A 14,210-nucleotide genomic window follows, 5' to 3' on the forward strand; every position below is an offset into this window, starting at 1 on the left:
CCAAATCAAGTTATCTGACCCGCCGGCCATAGATCCGGTCGAGCACGCGCGCCACCTGCGGATACTGGTCGGCTTGCGGATCGTACCGATGCCCTTCGGCCAGCCGTCTCGCCCAATCGACCACCGCCCGCCCCTGCCAGTCGTCCGAGGGCGCGGCGATCGTCTCGCGTGACGTGCCACGATAATGCCCGGCGACGAAGTCGTAGAAGGAGCCGTCAACGTTGGTGAGGGCGAGGCCGCCCTCAGAGCCGTAAAAGGCGGCGGAGATTACAGCATCCTGTCCCGCATGAAGCCGCCAGGAACATGCAAACCGCACGACCGTACCCGTTTCTAGCGTTAGCGTTGCCAAGGCGAAATCTTCGACGACGGAGGGGTTAGCAGGCAGCGGCTCGCCCTTTGCGAAAAGATGGCTTTCGACCTTCACGACCTCTGGAAAGCCGAGCGTCCATAAGGCGAGGTCCACCAGATGAACGCCCAGATCGATGACACAGCCGCCGCCCGACTGCTCGGGATCGTAAAACCACGATTTGTCCGGGCCGTATGCGTTGTGGAAGACGAGATCAACCGCCTGCACCCGGCCGATGCCGCCTTGAGAGACAATGGGCTGTATGCGGCGCATCGCATCGGTGTACCGGTAGGAGAGGTCCACGCCCAGCAGCCGGTCGGCGGTGCGTGCGGCCTGGATGACCGCGCTCGCTTCTGCGAAGTCGCGGCCGAGCGGCTTTTGGCAGAAAACGGCGAAACCGTGGGCGAGTGCCGTCATTGCCTGGTCGGCGTGAAGCGCGCTGGGTGTGGCGATGACGATCCCGTCGAGCGGTTCTTGCATCAGCTCTTCGAGCGCCCCGACCTGCGTGGCTTCGGGTGCGAGGTCTGATGCCTCGCGCAGGCATTCCGGCGAAGGTTCGGCGATGGCAGCGATCTCCGCAATACCTGAGTCGGCAAGGGCCTTGAGACGGTTGCGCCCGATCCAGCCGGTACCCAGAAAGCCGAGCCTTGGCCTTCTCGCAGACGGTCGGGCCGGAAGGCTCATGGCATTCTCACCACCGCTTTCAGGAAACCCTCCGGCCGGTCGCGCGTGGCGTTCAGCGCTTCGTCCAGCCGGGAAAGCGGAAACGTATTCGTGATGAGCGGCATCGGGTCGAGCCGGCCGGACAACACCGCGCCGATCGCCTCGCGCATGCCGTCGATATAGGCTTCTTCCCGGCGCTCATGGGCGTTGATGACGTCGATGCCGCGCCAGTTCCAGAGCTGCATGTTGATCTCGCGTGGGCCATCCTGATGATAGCCGGCGACGACCAGCCGGCCGCCCTCGCCCGTCAACTCGCCGGCAAGATCGAGCGGGCCGGCCTTTCCGGTTGCCTCTATGACGCGCTCGCACAGGCGCCCTGCGGTGAGCTCGCTCACCGTCTCGATAATGGCCGTGTGGTCGTCCAGCGGAAGGGTTCGTGCGGCCCCCATCTGCTGCGCCGTCTGCCTTGCGAAGGGGCGGCGCGAAACCGCAATGACCTTTGCCCCCGCCTCGCTTGCCAGCCTTGTCAGGATCGCGCCCAGAAATCCGATGCCCACAATCGCCACCGTCTGACCGGCACTTATGCCGGCGCGGCGGAAGATGTTCATGGCACAGCCGAGCGGCTCGCCTGGAAAGGGCATGTGCGCCAGTTCCGGCGGAAGCCGCACGACGCAGGCCGCGTTGCCGACATCGAATTGGGCATAGCTTCGCTGGAACAGGGTTGCGACTGGGGTGCCGTACTCCAAACCTTCCACATCCGGGCCCAGCGCATCCACGAAGCCCCAGCCCTCGTGGCCCAGGCCACCCGGCTCGGTGGGAAAGCGCATCCATGAAGGGCCGGCCCACGGCCCGAGATTGGAGGCGCAGACGCCGCAGCCGATCAGCCGTACCCGGACCTCGCCCGGGCCGGGATCGGGAATGGGAATTTCCTGAATTTCGATCTGCCCCGGGCCGGTTACCACCGCCGCCTGCATGAGGGCGCGCACGGAAGCCTGACCGGCGCGTTGAGCACGTTGGAGCATTCCCGTTGTTCCTGCCGTCCGGGGCCGAAAAATCCCGCGAGCAGGAACCGGCTGGAATGCGATTGGTTCCCTGAACGGGCCGCTAGCGCTGGCGCCATAGAACGGCTTCAGTCCGCCGCACGGCGCGTTCTGCCGACCGTCGCGGCGATCTCGGTATAGGCGGCGTGAGCTTCCGGTAGGTCGCGCCGGTTGGCCTCGCGCAGGAAGCGCAGCGGGAAAAGCGCTGCCTCCACATTCGCATGCGAAAGCTGCTCAGGGCGCAGCGCGTCGTTGGCCAGCGCCTCCTCCGCCTCGGCAAGCGCAGCCTCTATTTCCGCCTCGTCCGCGATGCCCTTCTGGCGCAACAGGCGGCACAGGGTCGCCACGGCCATCAACACGCCCTCCATCTGCAGATTTGCGGTGTTCATCGCGGACTCCTGTAAACTCTCGGCAGGAATTCCATGCCGCTACCATAGCATATCTCACTCGGATGAGTCTGTGGCCAGCTATGCGTAACCGCAATCAAGCGTGCCCGGGCGCTGCAACCCGCCGGTCCCAAGTCTTGAGCGAGGAAACGCCTGTGCACTGATCCGCAGGGGCGGCACTCCGGCCGAGGCTGATATAGCGCAGCCCGTGCTGCACCACCGCCTGCGGATCGAAGAGATTGCGGTAATCGACCAGGAGGTCGCCGGAAAGCTCACCGGCGAGGCGGGAAAGGTTCAACTGCCGGTACTCGTCCCATTCCGTCAGGACGATGGCAGCCGAAGCGCCTTTGCAGGCCGCGTAGGGGCTCTCGGCCCATATCACATCCTTCATGTGCCTGCGGGCATTGGCTTCTGCCTTAGGATCGTGTGCAATGACTTGCAGACCCGCTTCCTGAAGCGCTGGAATGACGGTGAGGGCAGCTGACTCGCGCACATCATCCGTGTTCGCCTTAAAGGCAAGTCCCAGCACGGCCACCCTTCCGCCCGGCGAAAGCCGGCCTTCCTTCAGGATGCGGCGGGCCAGGGCAACCTTGCGCTGGTCATTGCGGGCAATCAGCGTCTCCACCAGTTTTTGCGGTGCGCCGAACTGCCGGCCCGTGGCGGCGAAGGCGCGCGTATCCTTGGGAAAACAGGAGCCGCCGAAACCGGGCCCCGGCGCGAGGAAGCTGTCGCCGATACGCCTGTCCAGTCCGATTCCGCGCGCCACATCGGCTATGTCGCCGCCGGTTCTTTCGCAGAGATCCGCGACATCGTTGACGAAGCCGATCTTGAGCGCCAGGAACGCATTGGCGGCATATTTGATGAGCTCCGCATTGCCGGTTGTCGTGGCGACGACCGGTACGCCGGCGCGGGCAAGAGGCCGATAGAGGGCGCGCAGGATGTTGCGCGACCGCGTGTCGTCGGCTCCGATGACGATGCGGTCCGGCCCCAGGAAATCGGCCATGGCGGAGCCCTCGCGCAGAAACTCGGGGTTGGAGGCGACGCGAATGTCGAATGCGCTACGCTTGCGGGCGATCGTCTCGCGCACGCGCCGTGCGGTGCCGACCACCACCGTGGACTTTATGACGACAAGCGCGCTGCGCTTCAGATGCGGCGCAATCCGCTTCGCCGCACCGAGCACGTGGCTGAGGTCGATACCGCCGCCTGGACCCGCGGGCGTGCCGACAGCGATGAAGACGACATCCGCGTCCGACACACTCTCTCGCAGTCTCGATGTGAAACGAAGGTGGCCTGCCGCCACGGCCTGGCGCATCGCATCCTCAAGCCCCGGCTCGTAAATCGGGGGATCGAAGCGCCGGAGGCGTGAGATTTTCGCAGCATCAATATCGTAACAACACACGCCGTGGCCGATGGCGGCCAGGCAGGTGCCGGTCGTCAGGCCGACATAGCCGGCGCCTATCATCGTGATCTGCATGCGGTTCTCCTGAGACCATCGTCACACCGGCCTAACTTTGAATTGTATGTTGTTGTTCCAGAAGAACATGCTGATGATTAATAGGAATAAAGTAGAGATAAGTAATGATGTCGCGCATATTTGTATAATATGTGCGATATATGCTCTCCGAAGATAAAAAATATTCTACCGCTCTACAAATTTGCTGAAGCGGCTTGTTTCTCCGCTTTGCGTGCGTTCCTGATACAGGAATGCGAGCTTTCTGTCGTCAAATATCCGGAAGAACTCGTCCCAGCTGATTTCCTCCAGGCTCTCATCCGGCTCGCCGAAATCGATACGCAAGATTCCGCCCGGCTCGCTTGTCTTGACCCGCGCGGGACGTCCGCTGCGCTGCTCGGCCCATTTGCGAATTGTCTGATGGTCCGTCGTGGTGTTTGCCAGCGTCATCGTCTTCCTCCGTCGGATTGATTGACGGTCCGCTTGCGCCCACGAACCTCAGCCAGGCGCAAAAGTTCCTCCCGTGCACCGCCTTTGCCGGCTCAGCGAGCGGCGGGAACAAATGGAAGCGCCCGAGGTTTTGGGCGCGACACCTTCTTCATCTTCACCGGGAGCGATTGTGAGCAGAAAGGCGCTGATAACCGGGGGCTGCGGCTTCATCGGCCGTCAGGTCGCGCAGGAATTGCTGGAGAACGGCTATTCCGTCGCAATTCTCGACAGCCTGATCGCGCAGGTTCATGGAGACGGCCCTCCGCCCAAAGATGCGCGCGCAGAATACCATATCGGTGACATCCGCGATCCCGACCTTGTCCGCTACGCATTAAAGGGGGCTGATTTCGTCATCCATCTTGCGGCGGAAGTTGGCGTGGGCCAGTCCATGTACGAAATTGCCCGCTATGTGGGCGTGAACGATCTGGGCACGGCGGTGCTCCTCGAATGCCTGATCGACCATCCTGTCCAGCGCATCGTGCTTGCCTCCTCCATGAGCGTCTACGGCGAAGGCCTCTATGAGACGGAGGAGAGCGCCCGCTTCGGCCGTGCGAGGCGGCAGCGCGAACGGCTGCAGGCGGGGCAATGGGACCCTGTGGACACCGACGGCAGACCGCTGAAACCTGTCGCCACTGATGAGGAAAAGCCAGTCGAGCTCGCTTCCATCTATGCGCTCACGAAATACGCTCAGGAGCGAGCGGTGCTCATTTTCGGCGAGGCATATCCGGTGGAGGCTGTGGCGCTCCGGCTTTTCAACGTGTTCGGGCCGGGGCAGGCGCTGTCCAATCCCTACACGGGCGTGCTGGCGAATTTTGCATCGAGGCTGGCCAATGGGCAGTCGCCCCTCGTGTTCGAGGACGGCCGGCAGAAGCGCGATTTCGTGCATGTGCGCGATGTGGCGCGGGCTTTCGGCTTGGCGCTCGAAAGTCCGCAGGCTGCCGGTCAGGCGATCAACATCGGCAGCGGCCATGCCTATGAAATCCGGCAAGTGGCGGAGCTGGTAGCGCAGGCCCTGGGCGTGCAGGAACTGCGGCCGGAAATCCTCCACAAGATGCGTTCCGGCGATATTCGTCACTGCTTTGCCGACATTTCCAAGGCGCGTGAGCTTCTGGGCTTCGAGCCACGCCATCGGCTGGAAGACTCGGTCGGCGAGTTCGCGGAATGGGTGCGCGAGACGGGTGCCGCCGACAACGCCGCGCAAATGCGCCGGCAGCTTGAAGAACGGGGTCTCGTCTCATGAGCGCGGTGCACGGCGCGAACGGTCAGAGCGCACCCGTCGTCATCACCGGTGGGGCAGGCTTCATCGGTAGCAATCTGGCCGAAAGCTTCCTGAAGGAAGGGCAGGAAGTCGTCCTGCTCGACAATTTGAGCCGCCCGGGCGTGGAAGAAAATCTTGCATGGCTGAGGCAGACCTATGGCGAAAAGGCTCGCCCCTGCCTTGCCGACATCCGGAACATCGAAGCCCTCCGCCCTGTCTTTGCGAATGCGAGGGCGGTGTTCCATTTGGCCAGCCAGACGGCGGTCACCACCAGCCTCGCGCGTCCCGTCGAAGATTTTGAAGTGAATGCGCGCGGCACGCTGAACGTGCTTGAGGCGCTGCGCCAGGCGGGAAGCGGCGCGCCGGTCGTTTTTGCCAGCACCAACAAGGTATACGGCGGGCTCGATGATCTTGAAATGGTCGAGCTGGAGGATCGCTACCTCCCGGCCAATCCGGAGCTTCGGCAGAAGGGGATAGGCGAGGATCGCCCGCTGTCCTTCTGCACGCCCTATGGCTGCTCCAAGGGCTCCGCCGACCAGTATGTGCTCGACTATGCCGCGTCCTTCGGCGTTCCGGCCGCCGTGCTGCGCATGAGCTGCATCTACGGCCCGCGGCAGTTCGGCACCGAAGATCAGGGCTGGGTGGCCCATTTCCTGATCCGCGCGCTTCGAGGCGAGAGCATTTCCATCTACGGAGACGGCAAGCAGGTGCGCGACGTGCTTCACGTTGCGGATGCGGTTGCCGCCTATCGCGCCGTGCTTTCCCGAATAGATGCCGCGAGCGGCAAGGCCTTCAATCTGGGCGGCGGCAACCTCAATGCCGTGAGCCTTCGCATGGTGCTGTGCGAAATCGCCCGGATCACCGGCAGGGAGCCAGCCACGGAGTGGCATCCCTGGCGGCCGGGGGACCAGCGCTATTTCGTTGCCGATACGTCCCGCCTGAAGGGGCTCGTCGGCTGGGAGGCAACAATCGGCTGGCACCAGGGCCTGAGCGACCTTGCTTCGTGGTTCTCCAAGGCGCGCGGCCTGGGACCGCCACAGCAACAGGAAAGGCTTACGGCATGAACATGCTACGCATCTCGGCGGATGAAAATGATCCGACAGATTTCCCTGCGCGGCAGAGGCGTGTCGAACGCCGTCGGGTCCTGATGACGGTGGATGCGGTGGGCGGCGTGTGGCGCTATGCCATGGAGTTGGCGCGCGGCCTGCTTGCGCATGATGTCGGGGTTCTTTTCGCCGGGCTGGGCCCGGAACCGTCCCGGGCGCAAGCCGATGAGGCGCTGCGGCTCGGCAAGCTTGTATGGCTTGAGGAACCGCTCGACTGGATCGCGCCCGACGAGGCAGCCGTGAAGGGGCTTCCCGAAAAGCTCTGCCGGCTGGCCCGGGAGGAGGGAGTTGATCTCCTCCATCTCAACCTGCCCTCGCAAGCGGCCGATATCGATAGGGATTTGCCGGTTCTCGTCGTGTCGCATTCCTGCGTGGTGACCTGGTGGCACGCCATGCGCGAAGGGCCGCTGCCCAAGGAATGGGAATGGATGAAGCGTCAGAATGCGGCCGGCATGGCGCGCGCCGATGCGGTGGTCACTCCAAGCGGCAGCCACGCGCAGGCCATAGGGCAATGCTACGGCGAGCAGCCCCGGCTTTCGGTGGTGCACAATGCCATCAGCACCTTCCTTCAGGGTGCGGACAAGGAGCCCTTTGTCTTTGCGGCCGCCCGCTGGTGGGACGAGGGCAAGAACGCCCGCGTTCTGGACGAAGCCGCCGCGCATGTTCCCTGGCCAGTGCTGATGGCCGGCTCTGCTTTGGGCGCCAACGGGCAGGCCGTGCGCATCTCCAATGCACGCCATTTGGAGGAAATTCCCCACGACGAAGTGGTCTCGCAGGTCCGCCGCGCCGGCATCGTCGTCTCGCCTTCTCTCTACGAGCCCTTCGGCCTTTCCGTGCTGGAGGGAGCTCGCGCCGGAGCCGCCCTCGTGCTTTCCGACATTCCGACCTATCGCGAATTGTGGGGTGAGGCCGCCACCTTCTTCGATCCGCGGGACGCGGAGGCGCTTGCCCGGGAGATCAGCCGCCTGGCGACCGACAGCGCGCTGCGCGCGGAGATGGGGGCGAGGGCGCTTGCCCGCTCGCGCTTCTTCACGCCGGATGTGCAGGCCAGCCGCATGGCCGAGCTTTACGCCCAGCTTGTCACATCGCGTACGAGAGCGTGAGATGAACTTCGTCTTCTACACCCACTCGCTCGTTTCCGACTGGAACCATGGCAACGCCCATTTCCTGCGCGGCGTGATGCGCGAGTTGATCGCACGCGGCCACACGGCCATCGCGCTGGAACCGCAGAAAAGCTGGAGCCGCAACAATCTGCTGAACGAGCAGGGTGAGGCAGCTCTTGCCCGCTTCGAAGAGGCGTTTCCAAACCTCGTCTGGCAGCCTTATGGGGACGATTTTCCGCATGAGGAAGTGCTCGACGATGCCGATGTCGTCGTGGTGCACGAGTGGACGGACCCCGCACTCGCAGAGCGCATCAGCCGCACGCGCCGCGAGGGCGGCTCATTCACCCTCATCTTCCACGACACGCATCATCGCTTGGTCTCAGCCGAACCCCAGACCGGCGAGCGGCTGCTCGCCGATTACGATCTCGTGCTCGCCTTTGGCGAAACGCTGTCCGAGCGTTATCGCCGCCTCGGCTGGGGCAGGCAGGTCATAACCTGGCACGAGGCGGCCGACACGCGGCTTTTCCGGCCCATAGAAGATGAGGAAAAGCAGGCCGATCTCATCTGGATCGGCAACTGGGGCGACGGTGAGCGCACCGCCGAGCTCAGCGAATTTCTGATGGAGCCGGCAGCTGCGCTCGGCCTGACGGGCACGGTGAGGGGCGTGCGTTATCCATCCCAAGCTTTGGTGGCGCTTGGGCGGGCCGGCCTTTCCTATGGCGGCTGGATTGCGAATGTCGATGTGCCCCGCGCCTTCGCACAGCACCGCGTGACGGTTCACATACCGCGCCGCCCCTATGTGGAGGCGCTCCCGGGCATCCCGACGATCCGTGTCTTTGAGGCGCTTGCAGCAGGCATCCCACTCATCTGCGCGCCCTGGGACGATGCCGAGGGCCTTTTCCGGCCAGGCGAGGATTTTCTCCACGCCCGCCACGGCGGCGAGATGACGGGACAGTTGAAGCGGGTGCTCGAGGATGAGGACCTTGCAGCCGCGCTGCGGGCGTCCGGATTGGAGACGATCCGAAGCCGGCACAGCTGCGCTCACCGCGTGGATGAGCTTTTCGAAATTCTCGCCCGTCATGGAACAGCGCGCGTCCGGCAAGGGCTGGCGGCAAGGGAGGCTGCGGAATGACCAGGATCGCTTTTTACGGCTCCAGCCTGCTGTCCTCCTACTGGAACGGTGCCGCGACCTATTATCGGGGCCTCATCCGCCAGCTTGCCCGCCTCGGCTATGAAGTGACCTTCTACGAACCCAACGTTTACGAACGGCAGAAGCACCGGGACATCTGTCCTCCCAACTGGTGCAAGGTCGTCGTCTATGACGGCACGAAGGCCGCGCTGAAGGAGGTTGCGGCCATGGCGCGCGAGGCCGATGTGGTGGTGAAGGCAAGCGGCGTCGGCTTCGAGGACGATGCGCTGATGGATCACGTGCTGGCCGCCGCTCGGCCAGGTGCTCTCAGGATCTATTGGGATGTTGATGCGCCGGCAACGCTCGCCGAATTGCGGGCGGATGCGGACCACCCGCTTTACCGGCAGCTTAAAGAGGTGGACGTTGTTCTCACCTATGGCGGCGGTAAGCCCGTTGTGCAGGGTTACCGGGCGTTCGGGGCGCGCGAATGCGTGCCGATATACAATGCGCTCGATCCCGAAACGCATTATCCCGTCCGGCCGGAAATACGCTTCAGGTCCGATCTCGCCTTTCTCGGCAATCGGCTGCCGGACCGCGAGGCGCGGGTGGACGAGTTTTTCTTCAAGCCCGCATCCATGCTGCCCAACCAGACGTTCTTGCTAGGCGGCTCGGGTTGGGACGACAAGCCGAGGGGCGAGAACGTGCGCTACATGGGCCATGTCTCGACCCGCTATCACAACGCCTTCAACGCCACGCCCAAGGCGGTGCTCAACATCAATCGCGCCAGCATGGCCGAGAACGGTTTTTCCCCCGCGACGCGCGTCTTCGAGGCTGCGGGTGCCGGAGCCTGCCTGATTACCGATGCCTGGGCAGGCATAGAGCTCTTCCTGAAGGAAGGGGAAGAGGTTCTCGTGGCGCGCGACGGGAAGGACGTTGCCGAAATCCTCGTACGGCTTGATCCTGTCGAGGCCGAGGCGATCGGCAGGCGCGCGCGGGCGCGCATCCTGCGCGACCACACCTATACGCATCGGGCCGCGGAGGTGGACCGCATCATCTCCCGCCATGTCCGCCCACCGCGCGTGGAGGCTGCCGAATGAGGCCGCTCTCCATCATGGTCCTCGGGCTTTCACTGTCGTCCTCCTGGGGCAACGGACACGCGACGACCTACCGAGCGCTTCTGCGGGGACTGGCGGGCGAAGGGCATCGCGTGCACTTCCTTGAGCGAGACATGCCCTGGTATGAGGCGCACCGCGATCTGCCGGCTCCAGCCTTCTGCCGCCTTTCCTACTACCGCACGCTTTCCGATCTCGAGCGGTTTTCCGGTGAAATCCGCGGCGCGGACGCCATCATCATCGGCTCCTACGTGCCGGAAGGGACCGAGGTGATAAGCCGCGTGGCGGCCATGAAGCCGCAGCTCCTTGCGTTCTACGACATCGATACGCCCGTCACACTCGCCGCCCTGGCCGCGGGCGAGGAAAGCTTTCTCGCGCGCAGGCAGGTGCCACTTTTCGATCTCTATCTTTCGTTTTCCGGCGGCAAGGTGCTTGACCGTTTGGAGGAGGAATTCGGCGCGCGCCGGGCGGCCGCCTTCTACTGCTCCGTCGATCCGAAGGCCTATCAGCCGACCGGCGAGCCGCCCCGCTGGGATCTGGGCTATCTCGGCACTTACAGTCTAGACCGCCAGCCCAAGCTGGAGCGGCTTCTGATTGAGCCGGCGCGCCGCTTGCCGCAAAAGCGCTTCGTCGTGGCCGGTGCGCAATATCCGGACGGCATCGACTGGCCGGATAATGTCGAGCGCATCCCGCATCTGCCGCCCGAGGCGCATGCGTCCTTCTACAGCCGGCAGCGTTTCACCCTCAACGTAACGCGCGCCGATATGGTAGCCGCCGGCTGGTCTCCCAGCGTGCGGCTGTTCGAGGCGGCAGCCTGCGCCACGCCGATCGTGAGCGACCGGTGGGAAGGTCTGGATGAGATTTTCACCGACGGTCAGTCCATCCTTCTTGCCGATGGCACTGAAGACATGGTCGAGGCGCTTACAAAAATTCCGGACACCGTGCGCCTTTCCGTCGGGCAGGCCGCGCGCGCCTGCGTGCTTGAGCGGCATACGGGCCGCGCCCGCGCGCGTCAGCTCGTCCACCTGCTCAATGGCATTGCTGTCGAGGGCCTCGCAGAGGCGGGCTAGCCTCGTTCTTTGAAGCCGAAGGAATTCAGTGCATGGATGCCATCAACACGAAAGCCCAGAAACGGGTGCTGGTTGCAGGCGGCGCCGGTTTCATCGGCTCGCATCTATGCGAAGCGCTGCTTGCCGAAGGCCACCGTGTCATCTGCCTCGACAGCTTCCTCACCGGTCAGCCGGCCAATGTAGCGCCGCTCGAAAATCATCCGGGTTTTACCTTCCTCCGCCACGACATTTGCGATCCGCTGGCGATCGGCGAGCCGCTCGATGAAATTTACAACCTCGCCTGCGCGGCCTCGCCCCCGCGTTATCAGGCCGACCCCGTCCACACGATGCTGACCAGCGTGCAGGGCACGCACAATCTGCTTGAGCTTGCATGCCGGCACGACGCGCGTTTCGTGCAGGCCTCCACGAGCGAGGTCTATGGCGACCCGGAAGTGCACCCCCAGCCGGAGGACTATCGCGGCAGTGTCAACTGCACTGGCCCGCGCGCATGCTATGACGAAGGCAAACGCGCTGCCGAGGCGCTGTGCTTTGACTATCTGAGGCTTGGCCGGGCGGATGTGCGCGTCGCGCGCATCTTCAATACTTACGGCCCCAGGATGCGCCCGGATGATGGCCGCATTGTCTCGAACCTGGTGAATCAGGCGCTCAAGGGCGCGCCGCTCACGGTCTACGGCACGGGCGAGCAGACCCGCTCCTTCTGTTATGTCACCGATATGGTGAAGGGCTTGATGGCATTGATGGCATTGGCCCCCAACCCGAAGGTGCCTGTCAATCTCGGCAACCCGGGCGAGTTCACGGTGGGTGAGCTGGCCGCCATGGTGCGCCGTCTGGTGCCCAGCGCCGGCCGGATCGTCTATCAGCCGCTTCCCCAAGACGACCCGCAACGCCGCAGGCCGGATATCGCGCGGGCTCAGGCGCTGCTCGGCTGGCAGCCGCGTGTTGCTCTCGCTCAGGGTCTGGAGGAGACCATTGCCTGGTTCCGTGACGCCGGGGCACGGCAGGAAAGACGTTCCCGGAAGCGCCGGGAAACGGTCTGACGGCGTGGGCCAGACTGAAGCCTATCGCAACACCTTCTGCTTCGGCCTCGCACTGGTTTGGGCGGCTGTTCCGACAGCCTCTTCTCCGCGGCTTCGTCGCGCAAGCGCCTCCTGAAGCTGGAGTGCAAGCTGCAGCAGCCTTTCGGGCACTGGTTCCTTCTCGATCTCGCGCAGCAGGATTTTGATTTCCGGCGGCAGGGTCTCCATGGGCGCAGAGCGCTCCTTGCTCGTTCGCTTCATGGTCTCCCCCGGTTGTCGACCCTCCATCGACAGGTTTGTCGTGTTAGACCCGGCTTGGCAACACCGTTGACCTCGCAATACCCGGATTTTTTGCCAATGGCCGCTGAATACGCCCGGGCGCGACGGAACAATGGCGCCAGCCGCTCATTTAGGGGGGCCAAGCTGGCCTCCCGGAACAAAAGCAGATGCTGAAGAAGACGGACACGCCCGCGCCGCTGGCGGCAGACCCGATGGAGGATGCCCGCCGGGCGCGGCTCACCTATGTCAGCGATAGCGAATCCGGCATCCGCCGCAAGCGGTCCGGCAAGGGCTTTGCCTATGTCGCGACGGATGGTTCGCGCATCACGGACGGGGAGACGCGCGCGCGTATCCGGGCGCTGGTCATCCCGCCCGCCTGGGAAGATGTCTGGATCTGTCCTTCTCCCGACGGGCACATCCAGGCCACGGGCCGCGATCAGCGGGGGCGCAAGCAGTACCGCTATCACCCCGACTGGCTCTCCTGCCGGGATGAGGCGAAATTCTCGAGCCTTGTCGCTTTCGCCGAGGCGCTGCCGGATCTGCGCGCCCAGGTGGACCGCGATCTTTCCAGGCAAGGTGTGCCGCTGGAAAGGGCGGTTGCCTCCATCGTGTGGCTGCTCGATCGCACGATGATCCGCATCGGCAACGTGGCCTACCGGCGGGACAACAACAGCTTCGGGCTCACCACGCTGGAAAACCGGCACGTGAACGTCGAAGGGGCAAGTCTGCGCTTTTCTTTCATCGGCAAGTCAGGCCAGGAGTGGAAGCTGCGGCTGTCGGACCGGCGCATTGCCCGCATCGTGCGCACGATCCAGGAAATCCCCGGTCAGCATCTGTTCCAATATCTCGATGACGAGGGGGTGCGCCGGCCCGTCAATTCGCAGGACGTGAATGAATACATCCGCCTGCACGCGGGGGAGAGCTTCACCTCCAAGCATTTTCGCACCTGGGGCGCGACCTGCGCTGCCGCCCTTGCTTTTGCGGAGGCGGAGACGCCCGCAAGCAAGCGGCAGGCGGCCCGGCAGCTCAACGCGGTGGTCGACCATGTGGCGCGCCGCCTGCGCAACACGCGCGCTGTCTGTCGCCGGTGCTATATCCATCCTGCCGTGATCGACAGGTGGGAGGAGGGCCGGCTCGTTCCCGAATTGGCGGGCATCCGCCGCCGAAACCGCCGGGCGCTCAAAGGCTTCGATGCTGGGGAATCGTTGGTTCTGCGCTGGCTGCGTCAGTGCGGCGAAGCCTGATGTCTAAGGAACATTAGTCCCTTCCGGTCGTTGCGGCCCTATGACGGGAAGGCTCGTACCTTTTTCCGCAGCCTGCTGGCGGAACTGATGCCCGGCCGTTCAGGCGCGGGTGCTCCCGCGGCGCGACCGCATGCGCGTTCCTCCGGCCGCTAATCGAAATTTCTGGAGTGTTTCATGCCGGATTATCTGTGGTTCTTCACCGTCGGGATTGCCCCCTTCCTGGTAGCTTTCGTGATCATTTATGCGCTTCTTAAGCGGCGTCGGCTCAGCCGGGAAGAGCGAGAGGCACGGGACGAGAAGACCCGCGAGCTCTACGAGAACCGCCGGTAGTAAGACAGCAGCCCGCTCATCCGCCGTGGCGGATTGTCGGTCTCATCGGGATTGGGCAGCGGCTCCTCGTCAGGCATCCGGTCCGGGTTCGGCTCCCGCACCGGTTTCGGCCCTGGAAAGTCGGGCGGCGGAGGAGTCGGCGTCGGGTCCGGTATCGGACGGGGTACTCCCATCGCTTCCTCCTCCATT

The 14,210-nt window shown here is 64.1% G+C and carries 16 protein-coding genes; 9 read left to right on the forward strand and 7 right to left on the reverse strand.

Going from position 1 to position 14,210, the window contains the following annotated elements; genetic code table 11:
• Nucleotides 1-10: 10 nt before the first annotated feature.
• The 5 genes from NYR54_RS17580 to NYR54_RS17600 form a co-directional block, all read right to left on the reverse strand.
• Nucleotides 11-1,030, reverse strand: a complete 1,020-nt coding sequence (locus tag NYR54_RS17580; protein ID WP_261517027.1) for a Gfo/Idh/MocA family protein — start codon at nt 1,028-1,030, stop codon at nt 11-13.
• Nucleotides 1,027-2,031 carry an MDR/zinc-dependent alcohol dehydrogenase-like family protein gene (locus tag NYR54_RS17585; protein WP_261517028.1) on the reverse strand — a complete coding sequence of 335 codons (1,005 nt, stop codon included), beginning with the start codon at nt 2,029-2,031 and terminating at the stop codon, nt 1,027-1,029. The genes NYR54_RS17580 and NYR54_RS17585 overlap by 4 nt, the downstream gene beginning before the upstream one ends.
• Before the next feature lie 107 nt (nt 2,032-2,138).
• Nucleotides 2,139-2,438: a hypothetical protein gene (locus NYR54_RS17590; protein ID WP_261517029.1), complete on the reverse strand. Its 300-nt coding sequence runs from the start codon at nt 2,436-2,438 to the stop codon at nt 2,139-2,141.
• Nucleotides 2,439-2,532: 94 nt separating this feature from the next.
• Complete coding sequence (locus NYR54_RS17595) at nt 2,533-3,909, reverse strand: UDP-glucose dehydrogenase family protein (RefSeq protein ID WP_261517030.1); 1,377 nt, start codon at nt 3,907-3,909, stop codon at nt 2,533-2,535.
• A 165-nt stretch (nt 3,910-4,074) separates the two neighbouring features.
• Complete coding sequence (locus NYR54_RS17600; protein ID WP_261517031.1) at nt 4,075-4,335, reverse strand: hypothetical protein; 261 nt, start codon at nt 4,333-4,335, stop codon at nt 4,075-4,077.
• A 169-nt stretch (nt 4,336-4,504) separates the two neighbouring features.
• Here NYR54_RS17600 and NYR54_RS17605 point away from each other — a divergent pair, with 169 nt between their 5' ends.
• The 7 genes from NYR54_RS17605 to NYR54_RS17635 are packed head-to-tail and all read left to right on the forward strand — an operon-like array spanning nt 4,505 to nt 12,189.
• Nucleotides 4,505-5,614: an NAD-dependent epimerase/dehydratase family protein gene (locus NYR54_RS17605; protein ID WP_261517032.1), complete on the forward strand. Its 1,110-nt coding sequence runs from the start codon at nt 4,505-4,507 to the stop codon at nt 5,612-5,614.
• Nucleotides 5,611-6,696 (forward strand): NAD-dependent epimerase/dehydratase family protein, encoded by a 1,086-nt coding sequence (locus tag NYR54_RS17610; RefSeq protein WP_261517033.1) that lies wholly within the window; start codon nt 5,611-5,613, stop codon nt 6,694-6,696. Before NYR54_RS17605 ends, NYR54_RS17610 begins: the two co-directional genes overlap by 4 nt.
• Complete coding sequence (locus NYR54_RS17615; RefSeq protein ID WP_341484321.1) at nt 6,693-7,841, forward strand: glycosyltransferase; 1,149 nt, start codon at nt 6,693-6,695, stop codon at nt 7,839-7,841. The genes NYR54_RS17610 and NYR54_RS17615 overlap by 4 nt, the downstream gene beginning before the upstream one ends.
• A 1-nt stretch (nt 7,842) precedes the next feature.
• A complete protein-coding gene (locus tag NYR54_RS17620) occupies nt 7,843-8,973 on the forward strand; it encodes a CgeB family protein (protein WP_261517034.1) in 1,131 nt (376 codons plus the stop codon).
• Nucleotides 8,970-10,067: a CgeB family protein gene (locus NYR54_RS17625; protein ID WP_261517035.1), complete on the forward strand. Its 1,098-nt coding sequence runs from the start codon at nt 8,970-8,972 to the stop codon at nt 10,065-10,067. Before NYR54_RS17620 ends, NYR54_RS17625 begins: the two co-directional genes overlap by 4 nt.
• Nucleotides 10,064-11,152, forward strand: coding sequence for a CgeB family protein (locus tag NYR54_RS17630; protein WP_261517036.1), 1,089 nt, complete (start codon nt 10,064-10,066; stop codon nt 11,150-11,152). The genes NYR54_RS17625 and NYR54_RS17630 overlap by 4 nt, the downstream gene beginning before the upstream one ends.
• 32 nt (nt 11,153-11,184) lie before the next feature.
• Complete coding sequence (locus NYR54_RS17635; RefSeq protein ID WP_261517037.1) at nt 11,185-12,189, forward strand: UDP-glucuronic acid decarboxylase family protein; 1,005 nt, start codon at nt 11,185-11,187, stop codon at nt 12,187-12,189.
• A 21-nt stretch (nt 12,190-12,210) separates the two neighbouring features.
• Here NYR54_RS17635 and NYR54_RS17640 read toward each other — a convergent pair whose 3' ends face one another.
• Complete coding sequence (locus tag NYR54_RS17640) at nt 12,211-12,429, reverse strand: hypothetical protein (protein WP_261517038.1); 219 nt, start codon at nt 12,427-12,429, stop codon at nt 12,211-12,213.
• A gap of 185 nt (nt 12,430-12,614) precedes the next feature.
• Between NYR54_RS17640 and NYR54_RS17645 the strand changes: the two genes are divergently transcribed.
• Both NYR54_RS17645 and NYR54_RS17650 read left to right on the forward strand, forming a co-directional pair.
• Nucleotides 12,615-13,691, forward strand: coding sequence for a DNA topoisomerase IB (locus NYR54_RS17645; protein WP_261517039.1), 1,077 nt, complete (start codon nt 12,615-12,617; stop codon nt 13,689-13,691).
• Nucleotides 13,692-13,865: 174 nt separating this feature from the next.
• Entirely contained in the window at nt 13,866-14,021 is a 156-nt protein-coding gene (locus tag NYR54_RS17650; RefSeq protein ID WP_261517040.1) for a hypothetical protein, read from the forward strand.
• On the opposite strand, the gene NYR54_RS17655 is transcribed toward NYR54_RS17650, so the two are convergent.
• Complete coding sequence (locus NYR54_RS17655) at nt 14,003-14,209, reverse strand: hypothetical protein (protein WP_261517041.1); 207 nt, start codon at nt 14,207-14,209, stop codon at nt 14,003-14,005. The genes NYR54_RS17650 and NYR54_RS17655 overlap by 19 nt on opposite strands.
• Nucleotide 14,210: the final 1 nt, after the last annotated feature.

The sequence above is a fragment of the Chelativorans petroleitrophicus genome (assembly GCF_025398195.1).
Taxonomy (GTDB): Bacteria; Pseudomonadota; Alphaproteobacteria; order Rhizobiales; family Rhizobiaceae; genus Chelativorans; species Chelativorans petroleitrophicus.

What these genes read in the sequence shown, in the direction of transcription:
- NYR54_RS17640 (WP_261517038.1), bottom strand. Translation starts at nt 12,429, where the DNA reads ATGAAGCGAACGAGCAAGGAGCGCTCTGCGCCCATGGAGACCCTGCCG.
- NYR54_RS17645 (WP_261517039.1), top strand. Translation starts at nt 12,615, where the DNA reads ATGCTGAAGAAGACGGACACGCCCGCGCCGCTGGCGGCAGACCCGATG.
- NYR54_RS17600 (WP_261517031.1), bottom strand. Translation starts at nt 4,335, where the DNA reads ATGACGCTGGCAAACACCACGACGGACCATCAGACAATTCGCAAATGG.
- NYR54_RS17630 (WP_261517036.1), top strand. Translation starts at nt 10,064, where the DNA reads ATGAGGCCGCTCTCCATCATGGTCCTCGGGCTTTCACTGTCGTCCTCC.
- NYR54_RS17620 (WP_261517034.1), top strand. Translation starts at nt 7,843, where the DNA reads ATGAACTTCGTCTTCTACACCCACTCGCTCGTTTCCGACTGGAACCAT.
- NYR54_RS17580 (WP_261517027.1), bottom strand. Translation starts at nt 1,030, where the DNA reads ATGAGCCTTCCGGCCCGACCGTCTGCGAGAAGGCCAAGGCTCGGCTTT.
- NYR54_RS17585 (WP_261517028.1), bottom strand. Translation starts at nt 2,031, where the DNA reads ATGCTCCAACGTGCTCAACGCGCCGGTCAGGCTTCCGTGCGCGCCCTC.
- NYR54_RS17625 (WP_261517035.1), top strand. Translation starts at nt 8,970, where the DNA reads ATGACCAGGATCGCTTTTTACGGCTCCAGCCTGCTGTCCTCCTACTGG.
- NYR54_RS17595 (WP_261517030.1), bottom strand. Translation starts at nt 3,909, where the DNA reads ATGCAGATCACGATGATAGGCGCCGGCTATGTCGGCCTGACGACCGGC.
- NYR54_RS17590 (WP_261517029.1), bottom strand. Translation starts at nt 2,438, where the DNA reads ATGAACACCGCAAATCTGCAGATGGAGGGCGTGTTGATGGCCGTGGCG.
- NYR54_RS17610 (WP_261517033.1), top strand. Translation starts at nt 5,611, where the DNA reads ATGAGCGCGGTGCACGGCGCGAACGGTCAGAGCGCACCCGTCGTCATC.
- NYR54_RS17615 (WP_341484321.1), top strand. Translation starts at nt 6,693, where the DNA reads ATGAACATGCTACGCATCTCGGCGGATGAAAATGATCCGACAGATTTC.
- NYR54_RS17635 (WP_261517037.1), top strand. Translation starts at nt 11,185, where the DNA reads ATGGATGCCATCAACACGAAAGCCCAGAAACGGGTGCTGGTTGCAGGC.
- NYR54_RS17650 (WP_261517040.1), top strand. Translation starts at nt 13,866, where the DNA reads ATGCCGGATTATCTGTGGTTCTTCACCGTCGGGATTGCCCCCTTCCTG.
- NYR54_RS17655 (WP_261517041.1), bottom strand. Translation starts at nt 14,209, where the DNA reads ATGGAGGAGGAAGCGATGGGAGTACCCCGTCCGATACCGGACCCGACG.